Source organism: Streptomyces sp. NPDC039423, assembly GCF_055598725.1.
Genome location: NZ_JBVKAH010000005.1, coordinates 427156 through 451016, shown reverse-complemented (window position 1 = coordinate 451016; position 23861 = coordinate 427156). Strand labels below are relative to the sequence as shown.

General features: G+C 69.2%; 15 protein-coding genes and 2 pseudogenes. 10 read left to right on the top strand and 7 right to left on the bottom strand.

The genetic code is table 11. The features are described 5' to 3' along the window. Positions 1-5: 5 nt before the first annotated feature. Complete coding sequence (gene zapE, locus ACZ7LK_RS19365; RefSeq protein ID WP_469464981.1) at positions 6-1061, bottom strand: cell division protein ZapE; 1056 nt, start codon at positions 1059-1061, stop codon at positions 6-8. 58 nt (positions 1062-1119) lie between these two features. On the opposite strand from zapE, the gene ACZ7LK_RS19360 reads away from it, so the two are divergent. The 4 genes from ACZ7LK_RS19360 (at position 1120) to msrB (ending at position 4357) form a co-directional block, all read left to right on the top strand. Further along, positions 1120-1893 carry a pyrimidine reductase family protein gene (locus ACZ7LK_RS19360; protein WP_392274258.1) on the top strand — a complete coding sequence of 258 codons (774 nt, stop codon included), beginning with the start codon at positions 1120-1122 and terminating at the stop codon, positions 1891-1893. A 106-nt stretch (positions 1894-1999) separates the two neighbouring features. Beyond that, positions 2000-2485, top strand: a complete 486-nt coding sequence (locus ACZ7LK_RS19355; protein WP_392274257.1) for an indole-3-glycerol phosphate synthase — start codon at positions 2000-2002, stop codon at positions 2483-2485. A 42-nt stretch (positions 2486-2527) separates the two neighbouring features. Then, positions 2528-3940: a UDP-N-acetylmuramate--L-alanine ligase gene (gene murC / locus ACZ7LK_RS19350; RefSeq protein ID WP_392274256.1), complete on the top strand. Its 1413-nt coding sequence runs from the start codon at positions 2528-2530 to the stop codon at positions 3938-3940. A gap of 9 nt (positions 3941-3949) precedes the next feature. After that, a complete protein-coding gene (gene msrB / locus ACZ7LK_RS19345) occupies positions 3950-4357 on the top strand; it encodes a peptide-methionine (R)-S-oxide reductase MsrB (RefSeq protein WP_392274255.1) in 408 nt (135 codons plus the stop codon). Here the strand turns inward: msrB and ACZ7LK_RS19340 are convergent. Both ACZ7LK_RS19340 and ACZ7LK_RS19335 read right to left on the bottom strand, forming a co-directional pair. Continuing rightward, positions 4309-4863, bottom strand: a complete 555-nt coding sequence (locus ACZ7LK_RS19340) for a GNAT family N-acetyltransferase (RefSeq protein WP_471142082.1) — start codon at positions 4861-4863, stop codon at positions 4309-4311. The genes msrB and ACZ7LK_RS19340 overlap by 49 nt on opposite strands. Positions 4864-4916: 53 nt before the next feature. Next, positions 4917-5306, bottom strand: a complete 390-nt coding sequence (locus tag ACZ7LK_RS19335; RefSeq protein WP_471142081.1) for a VOC family protein — start codon at positions 5304-5306, stop codon at positions 4917-4919. Between the two features lie 65 nt (positions 5307-5371). Here ACZ7LK_RS19335 and ACZ7LK_RS19330 point away from each other — a divergent pair, with 65 nt between their 5' ends. Together ACZ7LK_RS19330 and ACZ7LK_RS19325 are read left to right on the top strand one after the other, a co-directional pair. Continuing rightward, positions 5372-5998, top strand: coding sequence for a nucleoside/nucleotide kinase family protein (locus tag ACZ7LK_RS19330; RefSeq protein ID WP_471142079.1), 627 nt, complete (start codon positions 5372-5374; stop codon positions 5996-5998). Between the two features lie 125 nt (positions 5999-6123). Beyond that, complete coding sequence (locus tag ACZ7LK_RS19325; RefSeq protein ID WP_471142076.1) at positions 6124-7263, top strand: M24 family metallopeptidase; 1140 nt, start codon at positions 6124-6126, stop codon at positions 7261-7263. An 86-nt stretch (positions 7264-7349) separates the two neighbouring features. Here ACZ7LK_RS19325 and treZ read toward each other — a convergent pair whose 3' ends face one another. After that, positions 7350-9095, bottom strand: coding sequence for a malto-oligosyltrehalose trehalohydrolase (gene treZ / locus ACZ7LK_RS19320; protein ID WP_469464977.1), 1746 nt, complete (start codon positions 9093-9095; stop codon positions 7350-7352). A 196-nt stretch (positions 9096-9291) separates the two neighbouring features. Between treZ and ACZ7LK_RS19315 the strand changes: the two genes are divergently transcribed. The 4 genes from ACZ7LK_RS19315 (at position 9292) to ACZ7LK_RS19300 (ending at position 21769) form a co-directional block, all read left to right on the top strand. Beyond that, entirely contained in the window at positions 9292-9840 is a 549-nt protein-coding gene (locus ACZ7LK_RS19315) for an FHA domain-containing protein (protein ID WP_471142072.1), read from the top strand. Positions 9841-10643: 803 nt separating this feature from the next. Continuing rightward, positions 10644-14195 (top strand): LamG domain-containing protein, encoded by a 3552-nt coding sequence (locus tag ACZ7LK_RS19310; RefSeq protein WP_471142069.1) that lies wholly within the window; start codon positions 10644-10646, stop codon positions 14193-14195. 142 nt (positions 14196-14337) lie between these two features. Beyond that, positions 14338-21312, top strand: coding sequence for a polymorphic toxin-type HINT domain-containing protein (locus ACZ7LK_RS19305; protein WP_392274247.1), 6975 nt, complete (start codon positions 14338-14340; stop codon positions 21310-21312). Positions 21313-21331: 19 nt separating this feature from the next. Beyond that, positions 21332-21769, top strand: a complete 438-nt coding sequence (locus ACZ7LK_RS19300; RefSeq protein ID WP_392274246.1) for a DUF4259 domain-containing protein — start codon at positions 21332-21334, stop codon at positions 21767-21769. A gap of 108 nt (positions 21770-21877) precedes the next feature. On the opposite strand, the pseudogene ACZ7LK_RS19295 reads toward ACZ7LK_RS19300, so the two are convergent. The 3 genes and pseudogenes from ACZ7LK_RS19295 to ACZ7LK_RS19285 all read right to left on the bottom strand — a co-directional run. After that, positions 21878-23162 (bottom strand): annotated as a pseudogene (locus ACZ7LK_RS19295) (tyrosine-type recombinase/integrase). Continuing rightward, positions 23159-23335: a helix-turn-helix domain-containing protein gene (locus ACZ7LK_RS19290; RefSeq protein WP_392274245.1), complete on the bottom strand. Its 177-nt coding sequence runs from the start codon at positions 23333-23335 to the stop codon at positions 23159-23161. The pseudogene ACZ7LK_RS19295 and the gene ACZ7LK_RS19290 overlap by 4 nt, the downstream one beginning before the upstream one ends. A 188-nt stretch (positions 23336-23523) precedes the next feature. Beyond that, positions 23524-23852: pseudogene (locus ACZ7LK_RS19285) on the bottom strand (transposase); the annotation flags it as partial. Positions 23853-23861 lie beyond the last annotated feature (9 nt).

The window sequence follows — 23861 nt, the reverse complement described above, 5'->3', positions numbered from 1 at the left end:
CAAACCTACTGCGCGACCAGCCCCTTGGCGTCGCGCGCCAGCGCGGTGAGCCGCGAGATCGCCCGGAAGTACTTCTTGCGGTATCCGCCGTTCAGCATCTCGTCACTGAACAGCTTGTCGAACGGCAGCCCCGAGGCGAGGACCGGGACCTCCCGGTCGTACAGCCGGTCGGCCAGCACCACCAGGCGCAGCGCCGTCGACTGGTCCGGCACGGCCGTCACGCCCGTCAGGCAGACCGCCCGGACGTCGTCGGTCAGCGCGCCGTACCGGCTCGGGTGGACCCGGGCCAGGTGCTCCAGCAGGTGCGGGAAGTCGTCGAGCGACGCGCCCGGCGTGGCGTACGCCGCCCTGGTCACCTGCTCGTCCGCGTACGGGGCCGGGGCCTCGGGCAGCCCGCGGTGGCGGTAGTCCTCGCCGTCGATGCGCAGCGGCCGGAAGTGGGCGGACAGACCCTGGATCTCCCGCAGGAAGTCGGCGGCGGCGAACCGGCCCTCGCCGAGCTTGCCCGGCAGCGTGTTGGACGTGGCGGCCAGCGCCACACCCGCGTCGACCAGCTTGCCCAGCAGGGTGGACACCAGGACGGTGTCGCCCGGGTCGTCCAGCTCGAACTCGTCGATGCACAGCAGCCGGTGCCCGCTGAGGGTGGCCACCGTCTGCTGGAAGCCGAGCGCGCCGACCAGGTTGGTCAGCTCGACGAACGTGCCGAACGCCTTGAGGGCCGGTTCGGCGGGGGTGGCGTGCCAGAGGGAGGCCAGCAGGTGGGTCTTGCCGACGCCGTACCCGCCGTCGAGGTACACCCCGCGCGGCCCGGTGGGCGCGGCCGGCTTCTTCTGGAACCAGCGGCGCCGCCCGGCGCCGGTCGCGTGCGCGCCGCCGAGCCCGGCCGCGAAGGAGCTGAGGACCTCGACCGCCTGTATCTGGCTCGGCTGCTTCGGGTCCGGTATGTACGTGTCGAAGCGGACCGCGTCGAAGCGCGGCGGCGGCACCATCTCGGCGACCAGACGGTCTGCCGGGACGTGCGGCTCGCGGGCGCACAAGGACAGCGGGGCCGCTTCGGTCATGGCACTGGCACTGGTCGACACAATCCCTCACTCTAATCGCCGTGCCAGACTGCACGGCATGCGACGCCTGTTCCCCGTGACCGACCGGACCGTCCCTCCCACGGAGGGCGAGTGGTCCCTCGACGAGCTGGCCGAGGCCTACGCGTACCCCGACCAGGGGCCGCCCGGCACCCCCTGGCTGCGCGCCAACATGGTGTCGTCCCTGGACGGGGCGGCCCAGCACGAGGGGCGTTCCCAGCCCATCTCGTCCGACACCGACATGCGGATCTTCGGCACCCTGCGCGGGCTGGCCGACGTGGTGATCGTCGGCGCCGAGACGGTACGCAAGGAGGGGTACCGCCCGGCACGCGCGCGGGAGGCCTTCGCCGCGCGGCGGGCGGCGGCCGGTCAGGGCCCGGCCCCCGCCATCGCCGTGGTCAGCGCCTCGCTGGAGCTGGACTTCTCCGCTCCGCTGTTCACCGGGCCGCTCGTGCCGACGCTGGTGCTCACCGGCGCATCAGCCGCCCCGGACCGGGTAAGCGCGGCTCGGGAGGCCGGCGCCGAGGTGATCGTCGCCGGGGACGGACCGGGCGTGGAGCCGGCGCGGGCGGTGCGGGCGCTGGCCGGGCGGGGACTGACCCGCCAGCTCACCGAGGGCGGTCCACGGCTGCTCGGGCAGCTGGTGGCGGAGGGGGTGCTGGACGAACTGTGTCTGACGGTGTCGCCGCTGCTGACGGCCGGCGGGGCGCAGCGGATCGCGGGCGGACCTTCCCTGAAGGTACCGGAGCGGTACGCGCTGGCGTCCCTCCTGGAGGAGGACGGGTTCCTCTTCACGCGCTACGTCCGGAGCTGACCAAACAGCGGAATATTCCGTTCCGGTTAGCTTCCGGTGGGCAGACTTACTCACGCAGTCCCCGTGCGGACACGGGGAAGGATGGTTTCCGCAGAAGGGCTCCGAAGTGTTCACAAGCGTTCTGATGATCGAGAAGCCGCTGTCGTCCGTGGACGTGGAGTTCGTCACCACCCTCCACGAGGACGAGACGCTGTCCTTCATCGTCCTGATGCAGCCCCGTGGCGACCAGGCCGTCGTCCTGCTCCGGGCCATCGACGACGTCGCCCTCGGGGAGCTGAGAGAAGCCGTCAAGGAGGGCGAGGAACCCGAGGGCAGAGCCGCCAGACTCCCCGCCCGGCAGGGCCTGGAGCACTCATTGCTCGCCCTGCGGGAAGCGGGCTGCGAAGCGGTCGGCGAGGTCGTGGAGGACCATCCGCTGGACAAGCTGAAGGCCGTCGTGGAGGAGGCCGGCGCGGACGAGGTGATCGTGCTGACCAAGCCCCACTACGTCGAGGAGTTCTTCCACCGGGACTGGGCCTCCCGGGCCCGCCACAAGGTCGGCGTGCCGGTGCTGAAGCTCTTCGCGCACAACGACGAGCCGGACACCGCATAGGCTGGGCCTCTCAACGACGCCGCACCCCGGGGAGAGACGCCCATGGCACCCGCCGTTCCCGCCGCCACGATTCCCGCCGCCATGGAGCGGCCGCACTTCATCGGCATCGGCGGCGCCGGAATGTCGGGCATCGCCAGGATCCTCGCCCAGCGCGGGGCCGAGGTCGCCGGCAGTGACGCGCGCGAGTCGGAGACCGCCGCGTCCCTGCGGGCCCTCGGGGCGACCGTCCACATCGGGCACGACGCCGGCAACCTGGCCGACGGCACCACCTGCGTCGTCGTCTCCAGCGCCATCCGCGCCGACAACCCCGAGCTGGCCCGCGCCACCGAGCTGGGCATCCCCGTCGTCCACCGCTCCGACGCGCTGGCCGCCCTGATGACCGGGCTGCGCGCGATCGCCGTGGCCGGCACGCACGGCAAGACCACCACGACCTCGATGCTCGCCGTCGCCCTCACCGAGCTGGGCCTCGCCCCCTCGTACGCCATCGGCGGCGACCTCGCCGGTCCCGGAACCAACGCCCTGCACGGCGACGGCGCGATCTTCGTCGCCGAGGCCGATGAGAGCGACCGCAGCTTCCAGAAGTACGACCCCGAGGTCGCGATCGTCCTCAACGTCGAGCTGGACCACCACGCCAACTACGCGTCGATGGACGAGATCTACGAGTCCTTCGAGGCGTTCGTCGCCAAGATCCGCCCGGGCGGCACCCTGGTCGTCGGCGAGCACTCCGGCGCCCGCGAGCTGGCCCGCCGGGTCGCCGGACGCGAGGACCTGACGATCGTCCGCGTCGGCGAGGCGGACGACGCCGACGCCCGGATCCTCGCGATCACCCCCAAGGGCATGACCAGCGAGGTCACCGTCGTCCTCGACGGCACCGAGCACACCTTCACCGTCTCGGTGCCCGGCCGCCACTACGCCCACAACGCCGCCGCCGCCCTCGCCGCCGGCGCCCGCGTCGGCATCGACCCCGCCGCCCTGGCCCAGGCCCTCACCGCGTACACCGGCGTGGGCCGCCGGCTCCAGCTCAAGGGCGAGGCCGCGGGCGTCCAGGTCATCGACTCGTACGCGCACCACCCCACCGAGATGACGGCCGATCTGGAGGCCATGCGCGGCGCGGCGGGCGACTCCCGTCTCCTCGTCGTCTTCCAGCCCCACCTCTTCTCCCGCACCCAGGAACTGGGCAAGGAGATGGGCCAGGCCCTGGCCCTCGCCGACGCCTCGGCCGTCCTGGAGATCTACCCGGCGCGCGAGGACCCGATCCCCGGCGTCACCAGCGCGCTGATCGTCGACGCGGCCCGTGCCGCCGGCGCCGAGGTCACCGCCGTCTCCGACAAGGACGCCGTCCCGGACGTCGTCGCGGGAATGGCCCGGCCCGGCGATCTCGTTCTCACCATGGGCGCCGGGGACGTGACCGACCTCGGCCCCAGGATCCTGGCCCGCCTGTCGGGCCGCGACTGAGGAGAGCACATGGCGTACGACGTCGAGAAGCCGGACGAGCAGTGGCGCGCGGAGCTGTCCCCCGAGGAGTACCACGTGCTCCGCGAGGCCGGCACGGAGCGCGCCTTCACCGGTGAGTACACCGACACCACGACCCGGGGCGTCTACTCCTGCCGTGCCTGCGGCGCCGAGCTGTTCACCTCCACGACCAAGTTCGCGTCCCATTGCGGCTGGCCGTCCTTCTACGACCCGAAGGACTCCGACGCGGTCGAGCTGATCCAGGACCGGTCCCACGGCATGGTCCGCACCGAGGTGCGCTGCGCCCGGTGCGGCTCCCACCTCGGCCATGTGTTCGAGGGGGAGGGCTACCCGACGCCGACGGACCAGCGCTACTGCATCAACTCCGTCTCGCTGAGGCTGACCCCCGACGAGGACTGAGCACTCCGCCCGGCCCGCCCGTCCGCCGCGCACCGGCGGACGAAGGCGAGGCCCGGGCGGCCGTCCAGGTCGACCTCCCCGGTGGGGGTGAAGCCCGTACGGGCCAGGACGGCGCGCGAGCCGGCGTTGTCCGGCGTCGTGACCGCCCGCAGGGTGGTCAGCCCGTACTCCCCGGCGGCCAGCTCGCAGACCTCCCGGACGGCGGCCGTGGCCAGCCCCCGTCCCGCCGCCCGCCGCGCCACCCGGTACCCCAGCTCGGCGGAGCCGTCCGCCACGTCGATCAGGTTGACGCGTCCCAGCACCTCGCTGCCGTCGCCCACCACGAGGTGGAAGAAGTGCAGCCCCCGGGCCTGCTCGGCCAGAAGCTCGCGGTGGCGGTCGTCGAAGCGCGCGAAGTAGTCGTCGCCGCGGTCGGGCACCGAGGCGGCGAAGTAGGCGCGGTTCTCCCGCTCGAACGCGAGGAGGGCCGGGGCGTGGTCGGCGCGGAGGCGCTGGAGCAGGGGCATCCGGCGATCGTACGCGGCCGGACCCCGGCGCCGGGGCGGCCGCCGCCGGACGGTCAGGCCGGCTGGAGGAGGTCCCAGCGGTTGCCGTACAGGTCCTCGAAGACGGCGACCGTCCCGTACGGCTCGTACCGCGGCTCCTCCAGGAAGCGCACGCCCGCATCCCGCATCCGCGCGTGGTCGGCGGCGAAGTCCTCGGTGTGCAGGAAGAACCCCACCCGCCCGCCGGTCTGCGCCCCCACGCTCGCCTCCTGCGCCGAACCGGCGGCCCGGGCCAGCAGCAACCCCGTACCCGCCCCGGCCCCCCTCGGCCGGACCACGACCCAGCGCGAGCCGTCCCCGCGGTCGGTGTCCTCGACCAGCTCGAAGCCGAGGGCGCCGGTGTAGAAGGCGAGGGCGTCGTCGTAGTCACGGACGACCAGGGTGATGAGGGCGATGTGCGACATGAGGAAGACGTTATACGTATGACAAGGGGCTGACCAGCAGCCGGGCCGACTGCCACACTGCTCCCATGGACCCGCAGCAGCTCGCCGCGCTCACCGCCCGCGCCCGCCGCCTCGCCGTCCCCGGCACCCGGCGCGTCCTCGGCCTGGCCGGAGCGCCGGGCGCCGGCAAGTCGACCCTCGCGGCCCGGCTGGCCGACCGCCTCGGCCCACTCGCCGCCCTCGTCCCCATGGACGGCTTCCACCTCGCCCAGGCCGAGCTGCGCCGCCTGGGGCGCGCCGGGCGCAAGGGCGCCCCCGATACGTTCGACGCCGCCGGGTACGCCGCCCTGCTCGCCCGCCTCCGCACCCCCGAACCCGGCACCGTCGTCTACGCGCCCGCCTTCGACCGGTCCCTGGAGGAGCCGGTCGCGGGCAGCGTCCCGGTCGGGCCGGAGGTGCCGCTCGTCATCACCGAGGGCAACTACCTGCTCCACGACGACGGCCCCTGGGCGCCGGTCCGCCCGCTCCTCGACGAGGTCTGGTTCCTGGAGCTGGACGACCACCACCGCGTCCAGCGCCTCGTCGAACGGCACGTCAGGTTCGGCAAGGACCGCGCCCACGCCGAGCGCTGGGTCGCGGAGTCCGACGAGCGCAACGCCCGGCTGGTCGCCGCCGGACGCGACCGGGCCGACCTCGTCGTCCCCATGACCTGAGTCCCGCCGCCGGACCGGATGCCCCGGCCGCCTGACCCGATGCCCCAGCCGCCTGACCCGATGCCCCGGCCACCCGACCGGATACCCGCTCGCGCCGGTCCCGGCACCCGGCGAGGATGACCGTCATGGACAGCCGCAGCGGCAGCGCTCCCGCCCCCTTCACCGCCGACGACCACCGCGCCCGCATGGCCCGCGCCACCGGGGCCGCCGCCTCCGCCGGGCTGGCCGGGCTCCTCGTCGCACCCGGCCCCGACCTGGTGTACCTCACCGGCTACCGCCCCACCGCCGAGACCGAGCGCCTGACGCTGCTCGTCCTCGCGCCCGGCCGGGACCCCGTGCTCGTGGTGCCGGCCCTGGAAGCCCCTGACGCCGAACGGGCCGCGGGCGCCGCCGCCCTCACCCTCCGGGACTGGACCGACGGCATCGACCCGTACGCGCTCACCGCCCCGCTCCTCGACCCCGAGGGCCGCTACGGGATCAGCGACAACGCCTGGTCCATGCACCTCCTGGGCCTCCAGCAGCGGTTGCCGGGCACCTCGTACGCCGCGCTCACCCAGGCCCTGCCCATGCTCCGCGCGGTCAAGGACGCCGCCGAACTGGCCCGTCTGGAAGCGGCCGGTGCCGCCGCGGACGAGGCGTACCGCCAGATCCTCGGCGTGCGGTTCGCGGGGCGCCGCGAGACGGACGTCGCCGCCGACCTGGCCGCGCTGCTCAAGCAGACCGGCCACTCACAGGTGGACTTCACCGTCGTCGGGTCCGGGCCCAACGGCGCCAACCCGCACCACGAGGCGGGCGACCGCGTCATCGAGCGGGGCGACATGGTCGTCCTCGACTTCGGCGGCCTCAAGCACGGTTACGGCTCCGATACCAGCCGCACCGTCCACGTCGGCGAGCCGACGCCGGAGGAGCGGCGCGTCCACGACGTGGTGCGCGAGGCGCAGCAGGCCGGCGTCGAGGCGGTCCGGCCCGGTGCGACGTGCCAGGACGTCGACCGGGCGGCCCGCTCGGTGATCGACGCGGCCGGGTACGGCGCCTACTTCATCCACCGCACCGGCCACGGCATCGGCGTCACCACGCACGAGCCGCCGTACATGATCGAGGGGGAGGAGCTGCCCCTCGTCCCCGGCATGTGCTTCTCCGTCGAGCCGGGAATCTACCTGCCGGGCCGCTTCGGCGTCCGCATCGAGGACATCGTCACGGTCACCGAGGACGGCCGCGGCCGCCGCCTCAACACCACCCCGCGCGAACTCGCGCTCGTGGACTAGCCCCGGGTCCGGACCCGCCCCGGACCCGCACCGGACCGGGGCATGGGGGTCCGCCCGGGACGTGGCGCCGGTCCCGGGGCGCGGGCTCAGACGTCCGCCAGCACCACGCACGATTCCGCCGGCAGCGTCATCATCCCGTCCCCGTTCGGCATCTCCACCGGCTCCCAGGCCGCCAGGACCCGCCCGCGCGTGCCGAGCGGGATCCGGACGGGCTCCTTGGCGAAGTTGACCGCGATCCGCAGGTCCCCCCGCCGGTACGCCAGCCAGCGGGCCTCCTCGTCGTACGCCACCCGCACCGCGGCCAGGTCCGGGTCGGTCAGGTCCGGCTGCGCGGCCCGCAGGCCGATCAGGTCCCGGTACCAGGCCAGCAGCCGGGCGTGCGGCTGCCGGTCGCGCTCCGTCCAGTCCAGGCAGGAGCGGTCCCGGGTGGCCGGGTCCTGCGGGTCCGGAACGTCCTCCTCGGCCCAGCCGTGCGCGGCGAACTCCCGCCGCCGTCCGTTGCGCACCGCCTCCGCCAGTTCCGGGTCGGTGTGGTCGGTGAAGAACTGCCACGGGGTGCTCGCCCCCCATTCCTCGCCCATGAAGAGCATCGGCGTGAACGGCCCGGTCAGCATCAGCGCCGCCGCGCACGCCAGCAGCCCGGGGGAGCACGACGCCGACAGCCGGTCGCCCGTGGCCCGGTTGCCGACCTGGTCATGGGTCTGGGTGTAGCCCAGGAAGCGGTGCGCCGGGGTCCGCGACCGGTCGACCGGACGGCCGTGCGTACGGCCGCGGAAGGTGGAGTACGTCCCGTCGTGGAAGAAGACGTGGCTCAGCGTCTTGGCCAGGGCGGCGAGCGGCGCACGGGCGAAGTCCCCGTAGTAGCCCTGGGACTCGCCGGTCAGCGCGGTGTGCAGGGCGTGGTGGAAGTCGTCGTTCCACTGGGCGTGCAGGCCGAGGCCGCGCTCCTCGCGCGGGGCCGTGGTGCGCGGGTCGGCCAGGTCCGACTCGGCGATGAGGAACAGCTCCCTGCCCTGCTCGGCGCCCAGCTCGTCCACGGCCGCCGTCAGCTCCTCCAGGAACGTCAGGGCCCGGGTGTCGGCCAGCGCGTGCACGGCGTCCAGCCGCAGCCCGTCGACGCGGTAGTCGCGCAGCCAGGCCAGCGCGCTGCCCAGCAGGAACGCCCGGACCTCGTCCGAGCCCGGCGCGTCCAGGTTCACGGCGGCGCCCCACGGGGTGTGGTGGGTGTCGGTGAAGTACGGGCCGAAGGCCGGCAGGTAGTTGCCCGACGGGCCCAGGTGGTTGTGCACCACGTCCAGCACCACGCCCAGGCCCAGGCCGTGCGCCGTGTCGACGAACCGCTTCAGCGCCTCCGGGCCGCCGTACGGCTCATGGACGGCCCACAGGGACACGCCCTCGTACCCCCACCCGTTGGTCCCGGGGAAGGGGCACAGCGGCATCAGCTCCACATGGGTGACGCCCAGGTCCACGAGGTGGTCCAGCCGGGCCGCCGCCGCGTCCAGGGTGCCCTCGGGCGTGTACGTGCCGATGTGCATCTCGTACAGCACTGCCCCGCGCAGCCCGCGCGCCGGGGACCCGTGCCGCCAGGCGTACGCGGCGTGGTCGACGACCGCGCTCGGGCCGTCGGGCCCGTCCGGCTGGCGCCGCGACCGCGGGTCCGGCAGCACCGGGCCGCCGTCCAGCGCGTACCCGTACCGCGCGCCGTCACCGGCCTCGACCTCGGCCACCCACCAGCCGTCCCGCTCCGGATCGCGCTCCAACCGGTGCGCCGAACCCTCAAGTTGGAGCTCGACCCGGTCCTCTGCCTGCGGTGCCCACACCTCGAACAGCACTGGTGATCCCCTCGTCGTCGTAACGCCCCAATCCTGGCAAGATCGAGAACGGGAAGCACGACACTTGGCCGAACGGACCGCACGCGTCGCCGCTCGGACCCGCCCCCCGCTGATCACGTACCAAGACCGTACCAACGGGGTCCGACAACGCGGTCCGTCTGGACACCCCGGCCCGCTCGGACGGACAATCACGTCCGTGACGTCCGCTTTCGAGTCCCACACGTACCCCGCTCGGCTCTCCGACGCCGAACGGGACCGTGCGCTGGGACTGCTGAGGGAAGGCGCCGCGCAGGGCAAGCTGTCGCACGACACGTTCCTGCGGCGCATGAAACTGGCTCTGGTCGCCCGGCGCCCCGACGAGCTGGCCGTGCTCACCGCCGACCTGCGCACCGAAGGGCGCTGGTCCAGGCGGCTGTTCGGCTCGGTGGAGCGGATGTCCGCCTTCACGCTGCGGCTGCGCCGGGCGTGGCAGGCGGAGCGGCTGCCCAAACTGCTGCTGCCGGAGCCCGGACCGTACCCCCTGCGCATAGGGCGGGACCCCGCCAACGGGTTGCGGCTCAGCCATGAGACGGTCTCCCGCCTGCACGCCGAACTGCGGCTCCAGGACGGCCTGTGGGTGCTGCGCGACCTCGGCTCCACCAACGGCACCGCCGTCAACGGGCAGCGCGTCACCGGCCCGGTCGTCGTCCAGGCCGGTGACCTGGTGGCCTTCGGCCGCATGAGCTTCCGGCTCGCCGGCCCCTAAACGTCGTTCGTATGGTTGTGTGAAGGTAGGCGCGGGACGCGACCTGAGCGATGTCCCGCCCTGTGGGGTCGGGGTGCGCACCCATGCTTGTGGGCATGGTTTGAGTACCTCCCTCTCTCTCGTTGAGCTGCAGCGGTCGCTGAGTGAACCGCTTTGGGCTCAGGGGACCGTCGACCGTCTGGGTGATGCCTGGGCCGAAGAGATCTCTCTCCTCAACGCCGTCGCTCCGAGCCATGCACGCCCCGTCAGATGTGGAGGTCGAGCATGACGCCCGCCTCTGCACATCGGGGGCGGCCCGTCGCACAAGCAGGCCGGGAAGAGCTTGCATGCCTGCCCGGGGTATCGGAATGGCAACGATCGCTATTGCTGTTCGCGGAGGTTCTGCCGGCGGTACGGGGGGTGACCGGGGTGGGTCGCTGCTGCGCCTGGCCGGATGGGGCTGATGGGGCGGCGTAGTCGGCGGGTAACGGTCCAGGTGGGTGCGGATAGGACCCGGCGGACCATGCTACTTCCAGTGGCCGAATGTGGCCTTGCCAAGTGGAGCTTAACCAGCTCTGGCCTGCGGCTTTCTGACTGTGCGGCATCAGGGTGGGCCCTTGACTGGTGCATGGCGAAACCTGAGGATGTGGCGAATCTGTGTAGCAAACATGTAGCTCAGGGGTGGGGTCGTGAGGGGTAGGGGGTGGCGTCATGCACGCCACAGAACGGGCGCGCTGGCGGCCGTATCAGTGATCGCTTCAGTACTCGGCCCGCTAACAGGCACTGCGGTAGCGCAGGTACCGAAATCAGGTCCGACCACGGCAGTGGACGCCTCGGCGCTTGCTGCGCAGACAGGTGAGCCGGTCGAGGTGGTGTCGGAACGGACGGAGTACTCCACGAGCGTAGCGAACCCGGATGGCACCTTCACCCTGCGACAGTCAACGACACCGCAGAGGGTCAAGGGGAAAGACGGCTCGTGGCGAGATGTGGATGTCACGCTGGAGCAGCGGGCCGACGGCTCAGTCGGTCCGAAGTCCTCTGTGGTGGACCTGGCGTTCTCCGGTGGCGGCAGCGGCAAGGACATGATCCGGCTGGCAACCGGGCAGGGATCGGTCACGCTGGGCTGGCCGCAGCAACTTCCCAAGCCCGTTCTCGAGGGTGCCACGGCTACCTACCCCGAAGTCCTCACCGGTGTCGACCTGCAATTGACGGCAACGGCAGAGGGATACCGGGAAGTCCTGGTGGTCAAGACCGCTGAGGCGGCGGCGAACCCGGCTCTGAACCAGGTGGAGCTGTCTGCGACCGGTCAGGGGTTGACGATAGCTCCCGGGCATGGCGGCGGGCTTCGCGCCATCGACGAGGACGGCAACACTGTTTTCAAGGGTCCGGCCGGTCTGATGTGGGACTCCGCCGGCGACGGCGGCACGCAGACCCAGCTGCTTCACAGCGCACCCATCGGCGTCGCCGCAGGTGAGGCTGAAGCACCGGAGGCCGCTTCTCCGGACGGAGGGGACGCAACCGCGGAGCTGCCCGTCCAGGTCGCGGAGGGGTCTATTTCGATCAAGCCAGACCTGCAGCTGCTGCGCGGCGCGGAGACGGTCTACCCCGTCTACATCGACCCGACCATGGGTCTGGGCGTCTCGGAGCGCACCGTTCTGTCTTCGGATGGGGACCGGTTCTGGAACTTCGACGGTGACCTCGGTGTCGGCCGCTGCTACCGGGTGGGCCCGTATTACTGCGATGCCGACCATACCAACCGGATGTACTTCGAATTCTCACCGGCCAAACTGTCCGGACGGCACGTGATCGACGCGACGTTCCGCGCCTACGAGACGTGGTCGTTTTCCTGCAGCCCCCATGCGCTGCAGCTGTGGCGTACGGACAATATTTCCGAGGGCAGCCGCTGGCCCGGCCCGGCGAAGCTCGATCTCATGGGCGACCGTACGATCTCGGCCGGCCGTGGTACGTACTGTGACCCCGACCAGCCCGATGCGTGGGTTGAGTTCAACGATGCGGCCAGTGAAGCGGACGAGAACCTCACCAAAACGGTGCGCAACTTTGCCGACGGCAGGTTCTCCCGTCTTACCTTGATGCTTCAGGCCGCGGACGAGGGCAATGCGGACGCGTGGAAGCGCTTTGACGACAACGCCGAACTCAAGGTCGTGTACGTCATCAAGCCCGGCGCTGTGACCAATGATGGGGTCATTCCCGGCAACGGCACTGTGGAGCAGTGCAGCGTCAACGCTGCCGACCCGATCACTGTCACGCGTCCGGACCCCTTGATGCAGGCGCGTGTTCAGACGCTGGTCAAGCCGGCCACCGATGAGGAGCAGGGTTCACTGCGCGCCCACTTCTGGGTCGAACGGAAGATGCCCGATGGCACCTGGAGTGCAGCGCGCACCAATGTCCCTTCCAGCGGCTATTACGTGGACGACACCCTCGCCAAGCTGCGTCTGACCGGCGGCGTGGACGGATCGCTGTACCGGGTGAGGTCTTTGACGCAGACTTTCTGGACGTACGAGGGCGTGACCACGGCCATCTCGTCGGGCTTCAAGCGCTGGTGCTACTTCAAGATCGATTCCACAGCGCCCAAGGCACCGACCGTCACCTCCAAGGGCCCTTACGCCGAGTGCACGGCCACCCTCTGCGAGGGCAAGGGCGGTCCTGGGGTTGCTGGATCGTTCGCCATCGCCCCCAACGCCCTGGACAAGGACATCACCGCCTATCGCTGGCGCCTGCTGACCGAGCGAGCCGCGGACACCCATCGCTCGACCGGGCCCTTGGCCACCGTCGCGCCCGTGCCCACCACCGCCGGGACGCAAGTGCTGATCGTGGAAGCGATCGATGTGCGCAACCGCGTCGGAACCCCGGCGGAGTTCCACTTCAAGGTCGCACCCGCTCAGGGGCCGACCGGTCTGTGGCACTTCAATGACGGCACACCAGGCTCGACGGTGACCACAGCTACCGACAGTGCTACTACCGAGGGCACCCTCCGGCACGATCTCACCCTGCACCAGCAGGCCGGCACCGCCGCCACCTGGTCGACACTGGGCCGACGAGGCACGAGCGACCACTCGCTGCGGCTGAACGACGACGTGGCCGATCCGGCCAAGCAGCTCGGCTACGCCTCCACCAGCAGTGCTCCGGTCAACACCAAGGATTCCTTCACCATCTCCACCTGGGTCCTGCTCAGCGACGGAGAAAAGACGCGGGTGGTCGCTTCCGCGCCGGGCACAGCCGCGTCGGCCGCCTTCAACCTCTTCTACTCCGCCTCCTCCAAAAAGTGGGTCTTCAACCGGGCCGTCTCCGACTCGGCCACACCCGCCTATGTCAGCTCGGTCGCAGACGCCGCGAACCCGCCGCTGAACGTGTGGACCCACCTGGCGGGCGTCTTCGACACGAAGAACGACACCAACAAGGCCAACGACACCATCCAGCTCTACGTCAACGGCCGCCCCCAAGGCACACCCCTCACCCTCGCCACCGCAAATTCCGCGTACACCCCCTGGACCTCGTCGGCGGGCATCATGGTGGGCGCCTCCAAGGTCGGGGAGCACTTCATGGGCCGAATCGATGAGATGACCCTGTGGCAGCGGGCACTGACCGGCGATGAGGTACGTCTCGACACCAAGCTCGAGGTAGATGGCATTCCTGCTACCGAACTCGTCGCCTACTGGGATGCCGCCTCGGCAGCGAACGGCAAGGTCACCGAGTTCACCTCCTACGCGGCCGGCCCGATGACCATCTCGGCCACCGGTGCCACCGCTGACCCCGAACAACACGAGCTGCGCTTGGACGGCACCACGGGCTACATGTCCACCGCCGGCCCGGTGCTGGACGAGACCGGCTCCTTCACGGTGACCGCCGCTGTCAAGCTCGACGGAGCGAAGTTCGCGACGCTGCCCATCGGAGCACGCGCGCACGTCTTCGGACAGGCCACCCCTGATGGGAAGGAATCGTCCTGGGCGCTGTGGGTGGAGAAATCGTCCGCCAGTGGCTACCTGTGGCGCTTCGGTCGCACGGCCACCGACGCCACCGGCAGGGTGATCGCCAGCGGGTCCGTCCCGTCCGAGATGCCGGCGGACACGGACACCTGGGTACAGGTCACTGGCGTCTTCGACGCCACCGAGGAAACCCTCACCGGCAACGGAGTCACACACCTTTATGTCGGCCCCACCAAGCAAATGCCGGTAGACGACTCAGCCTTCAACGCAAGCCAGCAGGGCCGTGGCGACATCGCAGCCGGACGGGGCCCCTCCGGCGGCGCCAACGGCCACTATCTCCCCGGCGCCCTGGACGAGCTTCGGGTCTGGGCCGGCGCCATGACAGAAGACCAGGTCATGACCAAGGTCATGGGAACCCCAGGCGCCGAATAGCCATGTCATGTGCCCGGCGGCCACCTCCAAGCCCACCAAGCCGCCGGGCCAAGGCACCCCTGTCACTTCCCCGCAGCAGCGAGCTGCGGACCACCGGATCACGCCGCGGGGCACGCGGCTTCAGCCAGATGGAAGAAGAAGCATGAACCGGTCCATACCGGCTGCCCTGCGAAGCAGCCGGAGCAGAAAACACCTCCCGATCGCGGCAGTCCTCGGATTTTCCATGATTCCGGGCCTCCTCACCCCGGTGGCCTTCGCCGCCGAAGTCGATCCGCTGGGCAAGCCGAAACTGGCCGCCCCTCAGTCGGTTGACGTGTCACCGTTCACCGCGCGGGTGAACAAGCAGAGCGCGGCCATAATGAAGAAGGGCGCCGAGACCCTCCGCGCGGACGCGGCGCGGGCCAAGGCGGACCAGGGCAAGAAGGCCGTCTGGCCCAAGGCCGGGACCGCCACGATCACCGTTCCTGCCACCGGCTCGGCGAAGGCCGCCCCCGGCACGCTGCCGATCACTGTCGCGCCGCCGAAGCGGGCCAAGGCGCGCGTGGCGGTCAAGGCTGCCGGCCCGGTGACGGTCAACGTCCTGGATCAGACGCAGGCAGCCAAGCTCGGCGTCAAAGGCGTCGTACTCACGGTGTCCGCACCCGCCACCGGCGGGGGCGCTGCCCTGGGCCTGGACTACAGCGCTTTCGCCGCAGCCTACGGCGGTGACTGGGCAGGGCGTCTACAGGTTCTGCGGCTGCCGGACTGTGCGCTGAACGACCCCGCCAGCAGCAAGTGTCGAACACGCACCCCGTTGGAGTTCACCAACGACCGCGCGACCGAACAGCTCAACACCGAGGTGACGTTCCGGACGGCTCAGGCACCCGCACTGACGCCCGGCGCCCGTGCCTCGTCCGCACCGGCCGCCACCCAGACGATGGTCCTGGCCCTGGCGGCGGGCACCAAGTCGGGCAGCGGCGACTACAAGGCCACGCCGCTGTCAGCATCCTCCACCTGGGAGGCCGGCAGCTCATCCGGCAGCTTCACTTGGTCCTACCCGCTCAGTGTCCCGCCGTCTGCGGCCGGCCCGAAGCCGAGTCTAGGCATCTCCTACAACTCAGGTGATGTTGACGGCCGCACCGCCTCGACCAACAACCAGAGCACGGTCATCGGCGAGGGCTTCGACATCACCTCCTCCTACGTCGAACGCAAGTACGGCTCCTGTGACGATGACGGCCAGACCGACAAGTTCGACCTGTGCTGGAAGTACGACAACGCCTCCCTCGTCCTCAATGGCAAGGCCTCCGAGCTCGTCAAGGACGACACCACAGGCAAGTGGCGGCTGAAGAAGGACGACGCCTCCATCGTCACCGTGACCACCGGTGCTGAGAACGGCGACGACAACGGCGAGCATTGGACCATCACCACCGGCGACGGAACCAGGTACGTCTTCGGCCTCAACAAACTCGCCGGTGCCGGTGCCACCGACCGCACCAACTCGGTGTGGACCGTACCCGTCTTCGGCGATGACGCGGGCGAACCGGGCTACGCGGACGGCTCCTCCTTTTCCACCCGTGACAAGAAGCAGGCCTGGCGGTGGAACCTCGACTACGTCGAGGACACCCACGGCAACGCCATGTCCTACTGGTACACGGCCGAGACCAACCACTACGACAAACTCGGCGACGACAACAACGGCACCCCCTACACCCGCGGCGGCCACCTCAACGAGATCCGCTATGGCCAGCGCGCCGGCGCTCTGTTCTCCGCCACTCCCGCTGCCTCGAACAAGGTCGTCTTCGGCTACGCCGAGCGTTGCATCGGCACCGACTGCGGCTCCCTGACCGACGCCACCCGCGACAACTGGCCCGACGTGCCCTTCGATGCGGAGTGCAAGGCGGATGTGAAATGCACTGGCAACACCGGCCCTAGCTTCTACACCCGTAAGCGCATGACCGGCATCTCCACTCAGGCCTGGGACGCGGCGGCCACCACTCCCGCTTACGCTTCGGTGGACGCCTGGGCCCTGACCCAGCAGTACCTCGACCCCGGCGACACCGGCGACTCCACCGACCAGGCCCTGTGGCTCTCAGAGATCAAGCACACCGGCAAGCGCGGCACCGACCTCAGCCTTGACCCGGTCAAGCTGACCCACGAGTTCCGCCCCAACCGGGTTGACGGCGCGACCGACGACATCCTCTCCCTGGAAAAGCCGCGCCTGCGCACCATCGTCTCGGAGGCCGGCGCGCAGACGATCGTCAGCTACATGCAGGCCGATTGTCTCGCCGGCCAGACCATGCCCAAGGTCGACACCAACACCCGCCGCTGCTACCCGGTCTACTGGTCACCCAACGGCGAAAAGGAACCCATCCTCGACTGGTTCCACAAGTACCCCGTACAGGGCGTCTCCACCATCGACGCCAAGGGCGGCTCCGAGGCCGTCGAGCACACCTACACCTACTCCGGTGGCGGCGCCTGGCACTACAACGAGGACCCGCTGGTCAAGGAGAAGGAACGCACCTGGTCGATCTGGCGCGGCTTCGAAAAGGTCACCCACCTCACAGGCCTCGCCGGCAAGACCCAGTCCAAGACCGTCACCGTCTACCTGCGCGGCATGAACGGCGACCGCGTCCTCGGGACAGACGGCAAGACCCCACACCCAGACCAGCGCAAAACCACCACCATCACTGGCATCAAGGCCCCGGAGATAACGGACGCCGACCAGTACGCCGGCTTCACCCGCGAATCCGTCACCTACAACGGCGTGACCGGCCCCGAGGTCGGCGGCACGGTCAACGACCCGTGGTCCAAGCGCACCGCCACCCAGCACAAGTCCTACGCCGACACCGAGGCGTACTACGTCCGCACCGCGGCCAACCACTCCCGCACCAACGTCACCACCATCAGCCCGCCCCGGGACCGCGTCCGCTCGACCGCGACCACCTACGACGCCTATGGCATGGCCCAGACCGTCGAGGACAAGGGGGATGACGCCCTTCCCGGTGACGAAACGTGCACCCGTAACTGGTACGCCCGCAACGACGCCGTCGGCATCAACAACCTTGTCGCCCGTACCCGGACAACGGCCAAACCATGCGCCACCCTCGACACCGCCCTCGACCTGCCCGCGGACTCCACCCGCCCCGGCGACGTCATCTCCGACACAGCCATCGCTTACGACACGCTGACCTGGACTGCCGCCCAGAAGCCCACCAAGGGCGAAGCGCAGTGGGCTGGCCGCGCGAAGGCGTACGGAACTGACGACCAGCCCGTGTGGCAGAAGGTAGCCACCACCACCTACGACGTACTTGGCCGGCCACTGACGGTCCAGGACACGAGCGGGGCCACCACCGCCACCACGACCTACACCCCCACGGCGAACGGGCCGCTCACCGCGGCCAGCACCACCAACGCCAAAGCGCACAAGACCACGAGGCTCCTGGACTTCACCTCGGGTGCCACGCTCAAGGTGACCGACCCGAACGGCAAAATCACCGAAAGCCAGTACGACAGCCTCGGCCGCGTCACCAAGGTCTGGTTGCCGAACCGGCTGACCTCGCTGGCCCAAGCCCCCAACTACACCTATACCTACAACATCACCTCCTCCGCACCCTCCTGGGTGGCCACCAGCGTGCTCAAGGGCAACGCCAGCGGCTACAACACCACCTACGAGATCTACGACTCCCTACTGCGTCCCCGCCAGACCCAGGCACCGTCCCCCAACGGCGGACGCCTCATCGCGGAGACGCTGTACGACGAGCGAGGCCTCGCCTCCTCATCGCTCGCGGACATCTGGGACGAGACCGGCGCTCCGTCCGGCCAGCTCGTGGCCACGGACGGTGGCCAGGCGCCCATGCAGATCGACACCACCTACGACGGTGCCGGCCGCGCCATCAAGGCCGAGACCAAGGTGAAGAACGTCCTGCGCTGGACGACCGGAACCACCTACACCGGCGACACCGTCACCACCACCGCCCCAGCGGGCGGCCAGGCCACGGCTGTAGTCACCAATGCCCTCGGGCAGACCACACAGCGCCGTGCCTATGGTGGCCCGCAGGCCACTGGTGAGGACTACACCACCACCGCCTTCACCTACACCCCGACAGGCGAGCAGGCCACCATCGAGGGTCCCGACAAGGCCAAGTGGCTCTACGAATATGACCTCTTCGGCCGCAAGACGAGCGTGACCGACCCGGACAAGGGGAAGTCCACCACTACCTACAACGAACTCGACCAGGCCACTGCGTCCACCGACGTCACCCAGAACAAGACACTTACCACTGAGTACGACATCCTCGGCCGCAGGACGGGCTTGTGGGAGGGCACCACCAAGACCGACGCCGGCAAACTCGCGGCCTGGACCTTCGATACGCTCGCCAAGGGACAACAGGACACGGCCGTCCGCTACGAGAACGGCATCAACCAGACCACGAGCAAGGCCTACACACAAAAAGTCACCAGCTACGACCCGCTCTACCAGCCCACCGGCAGCCAGCTGATCCTTCCCGCCAGCGACCCGCTCGTCACCGCCGGCGTCCCGCAGACACTCTCGGCCACCGCCGCCTACAACCTCGACGGAACGGTCCGACAGGCCAGCAACCCCGCCCTCGGCGGCCTGCCCGCGGAAACCGTCGCCCACACCTACGGCGACCTCGGCCAGCAGCTCACTGCCCACGGCACCACCCAGTACCTCCAGGACGCCCAGTACTCCCCGCTGGGCGACCTGCGCCAACTGACCCTTGGCACCAGTTCAACCGCCAAGAAGACCTACCTCGGCTACGACTACGAGGACGGCACCCGCCGGCTCACCCGCTCCTACGTCACCGACGACGTTCACGGCTACATGCCGCAGGAGCTGAAGTTCACCCAGGACCAAGCCGGAAACGTCACCTCCATCTTCGACGGCACCACCCAGGGCGGCACCGCAAAGCCCGACTACCAGTGCTTCACCTACGACGGCCACCGCCGCATGACCGAAGCCTGGACCCCCAGGACCACCGACTGCGCCGCCACCGGCCGCACCACCGCCAACCTCGACGGCGCCGCCCCCTACTGGACCAGCTACACCTACAACGCCGCCGGCCAGCGCGCCACGGAGACCGAGAACACCCCCTCGGGCGCGAAAGCCACGACCTACACCTACGGCACCCCCAAGGGCCAGCCTCACCCGCTTGCCAACACCACGGGTGCGAAGGCTGCGACCTACGGATACGACGCAGCAGGCAACACCACCAGCCGCCCCGGAACCCAGGCTCAACAAACGTTGACCTGGAACACCGAGGGCAAGCTGGTCGGCACCACCGAACCTGCCGTGGGCACCAAGCCCGCACTGAACACCAGCTACTTGTACGACGCCTCCGGTGAACTCCTGATCCGACGCGCGTCCGGCGATGGTGACACCGTCCTCTACCTTGGTGGCAACGAAGTTCGCCTCACCACCAAGGGCACCACCAAGACCCTCAGCGGCACCCGCTACTACACCGCCGCAGGCCAGACCATCGCGGTCCGTACCGCAACCACAGGTGTTACCGGCACCAAACTCAGCTTCCTGGCCCCCGACCATCACGGCACCAGCAGCCTTGCCCTGGACGCCACCACCCTGGCCCTCACCAAGCGGTACACCACCCCCTTCGGTGCCCCCCGCGGCGTTGCCCCTGGCAATTGGCCCGACGACAAGGCCTTCCTGGGCAAGCCCACTGACTCCATCACTGGGCTCACCCACATCGGCGCCCGGGAATATGACCCCCGTATCGGCCAGTTCATCAGCGTCGACCCACTCATGGACCTGGCAGATTCCCAGACCCTCAACGGCTATGCCTACGCCGGCAACAGGCCTGCCACCTCTTCCGACCCGACCGGCCTCTGCTTCGCTGACGTCTGCGGCATCGGCTATCCGGTCGGTGGCACCACCGGTGGTGCACCAGAGGACATCGAATACGTCAAGTCGGACGGCGGCACGGGTAGCCACGAGAACAGTGGTCCTCTCGGCAACGGTGCCACTTCGAACGGCACGTCGTCGGTCGTTTACGGAAGCGTCATCGTGCCGACAGCCTGGAGCGGAAGCAGCGAATTCACCAAGCGGTTCTGGGCATATCTCGACGACGAATCCAAGTACAGCCAAGGTCAAATACACCCGGTCTACTCCGACATCGAAAACTCCGCGGCACAAGGGCGGCTCGGTTGGTACGGGCTCAACGTCTGCTGGGCCATGAAATCGTGTCCCACGAAGTTCATGAACAGCTTGAGAGACCTGTCCATCGAATACACCAAGGTTGTGATGGCCAATGGATCGGAAGGCCCTGGTGCCGCTCCCGGTGCCGCTCCAGGTGTGACCGGCAAGGCCCCCAAGGGCGGCTGCAAGTGCTTCTTGGCCGGCACCGACGTCCTCATGGCCGACGGCACCACCAGAGACATCGAAGATGTGGAACTCGGTGACGAAGTACTCGCCACCGATCCGGAGACCGGCAAGCAAGGCCCCCGCAAAGTCACACGCCTCATCCGCACCGAGGACGACAAGCAGTTCAACAAGCTCTCCATCGCCACTGAGGGCGGCATCGAGGAACTCACCGCCACACACGAGCACCCCTTCTGGTCTCCCTCCGAACGAGCCTGGGTCGAAGCTGGGGAGCTCCGTGCCGGGATGACGCTGCTTACCGACGACGGCGACACCGTCATCGTCACCGGCAACGAGACCTTTACCAGGCACGCCCGTACCTACAACCTCACCGTCGATGACCTGCACACGTACTATGTGCTGGCGGGCGAGACTCCGGTCCTGGTTCATAATGCGAATTGCGCGCCCGGGACGCTGCCCGGAACAAAATTCGACGTGCCGACCGAGCCGGGTATCTATACCATTCACCTGAATGACGGGACGAAGTACGTAGGAAGCTCCACCACAAGCATCAGGGAGCGCGTCAATAAATCGATGCGGTCGAAGCATGCGGTACGCAAGGCCGGATATACAGCAGACGACGTGGTCAACGTCACATACCTCACTCTGCCGCGCGGTACAGACGGGGTTGCGATTCGCCGCATGGAACAGTCGATGATGGAAGGGGTAAAGGAGAGAGGCTGGACTCTCTTGAACCGGAGAGATCCAGAGATTCAAGTCCCATTCGGCGGGTACCTGCCGTAAGTCTCGACTGGAGTTTGTGATGGGAACCTGGGGATCAGGCCCGCTCGACAGCGACACGGCCGAGGACTACCTCGATGAGCTGGAAGAAAAGTCTGTATCGCAGCGGCTGGCAGTCGTCGAGAAAACCTTCCGCTCTGCCATCGGGGCAGGAGGTGGGTCCAATTCCTCTGTGCTGCCTGAGGAAGTCATGGCTGCTGCCACTGTGGTTGCGGCCAATATTCCGGCCGGGCGCGCATTGGCCTGGAACGAGGAATACCCGAGTATTACGGAATGGCTGGCGAAGCCGATTATGCCCGCCCTCGCCTCGTCTGCGATTCAGGCGCTGGAAGTGACATTGCCCGCAGACGGCTGGTTCTGGAGGAGCTGGGTTGACGCTGGCGAGAGGGAAGAGGCTCAGGCTGCAATCGACAGTTTGAGATCTGTCCTGCGCTACGTCAGCGAAGGCGAATCTACGTAGTCCGCTGGCCGATATCGACCTGAGGGTCGGCTGCATGCGAGGAGCCCCACCGAGGCGCGGGATTCGGTGGGGCTCCTCAGCGGTTTGACGGCAACGCTGACGGCAACGTCAGTGGACGACAGCTGCGACGGGTGGGTCGTCGAGGTCTTCGTCCTGGCCGCTGAGGGTGTTGCCGAGGGTGTCGATGGCTTGTCGTTGGAGTCGGAGTCTCACGTGGGCGTAAACGCCGGCGGTTACGCCGATGTGGGCGTGACCAACAGGTCTTTGATGACGACGAGGTCGACGCCCTGTTCGAGGAGCAGGGAGGCGGTCGAGTGGCGGAGGTCGTGGAAGCGGATGCGTCGAAGTCCGGCCCGGTTTGATGGAAGTTGCGGAAGCGGCGGGTGAGGTTGGCCGGGTCGAGAGGCCGTCCTGTGGGCGTGGTGAATACGAGCCCGCTGTCGCTCCAGTCCGATCCTGCTGTCTCTCGCTCCTTGTCCTGGCGCTCCTGGTGCTTCTTAAGGGAGGGGAGGCATTCGGTTGGGAGCGCGATACGGCGTTCGGATGCCCGGGGCTTGGTGGGCAGGTGGGTGAGGCCGCCGGTGCGGGTGCTCTGGAGCGAGCGGCGGATGCTGGCTGTTCCGGCGTTGAGGTCGAGGTCTTCCCAGGGAGGCCGAGGAGTTCGCCCTTGCGCAGTCCGGTGCGCAGGGCGAGTTCGTACAGGGCGTGGAGCCGGTCGGCGAGGGCCGCGTCGAGGAACTGACGGGCCTCTGCCGCAGTGAGCGGATGGAAGCGTCTGGGCTGGTGCGTCGTGGTCTTGACATTGCGGGCGACGTTGCGGGGCAGCTCCTCTTCGCGGACGGCGTGTTCCAGTGCCGACTTGAGTACCGAGTGCACGTAAGTAACGGTCAAGGCGGACAGCCGCTTCTTGCAGCACTCGCCGACCGCGCAGCACTTCTTCCGTTCGGTGTCCAGGCCCTGGGTGCAGCACCGGCAGGTGGTGCGGAGCCGGTCGAGGAAGGTGCGGACGTCCTTAGCCGTGAGGCAAGCGATCTTCTTGGTGCCGAGGCCGAGGCCGAGGCCGAGGCCGGGATGAGGTGGAGGCGGACGCAGGCGGCGTATCGGGTGTGGGTGTTCTCGCGGAGCCGGTGGACGGCGACGCTGCCCAGCCAATGGGTGAGGTACTCGCCAACGGTGCTGTCTGCGGTGGCGGCGGGCAGGCCGCGGTTGCTGTCGGCGATCTTCTCGGCGAGTTAGTCGGCCGCGTTCCTACGGGTGGTGTCGTAGACCCGGACGCGTTTGCGGGTGCCATTGGCGGCGAGGACGTAGCCGGCGGCTTCCCAGCGGCCGTCCTTGCGCTGTAGTGGGTGCCTTCGCCGTTGGCGCGGGCCTCCTTGCGCTTGGGAGCGGTCATCGGGCGGCCTCTTCCAGGTGGGGCTGGACGTAGTCAGCGAGGGCGTGGGCGGGGACGCGGCCGATGGTCAGCGAGGCCAGGCGGCGGGTGCGCATCAGGTCGTAGAGGGCGGAGCGGCCGATCTTGAGGAGGGCCATGGCCTCGGGAACGGTGAGGAGTTCGTCGTCACGCACGAGTCGCTACCTCCTGTTCGCGTGTCGGGCCGCCACCGATGAGTGCGGCGAGGCGTTCGAGGTCGGGGGTGAGACCGGTGCCGTCGTAGGCCCAGCGGGCGGCGACGAGGTGGTCGGGGAGGTTGGAGGGGTGTGGCGGCGGTGCCAGGCGGCCCGGAGCGCGCCGAGGGTGGTGGAGTAGGCGCGGGTCTTGGTGGAGAAGTGGCCGCGGAAGCGATCGTCCAGTCGACGGCGCCGACGGCATCGCAGTGCTGCTGGACGTGGGCCAGGAGCCGTTCCCAGCTGCCGTCGGCCGACCAGCGGCGGAAGCGTTCGTAGACCGTCTCTTCCAGGGCCCGTACCGTGCCGGCGGGTCCAGCCAGGCCGCCCCGGTGGACAGCTTCCCCAGGATGCCGTTGACGACCTGGCGGCGGTCCGGCACCGGTCTGCCCATCCGTGGCGGAGTCAGCAACGGCTCGATCACTGCCCACGACTCATCGGTCAGTACATGACGACGCACCACGAACAAACCAACGATCGACCGACT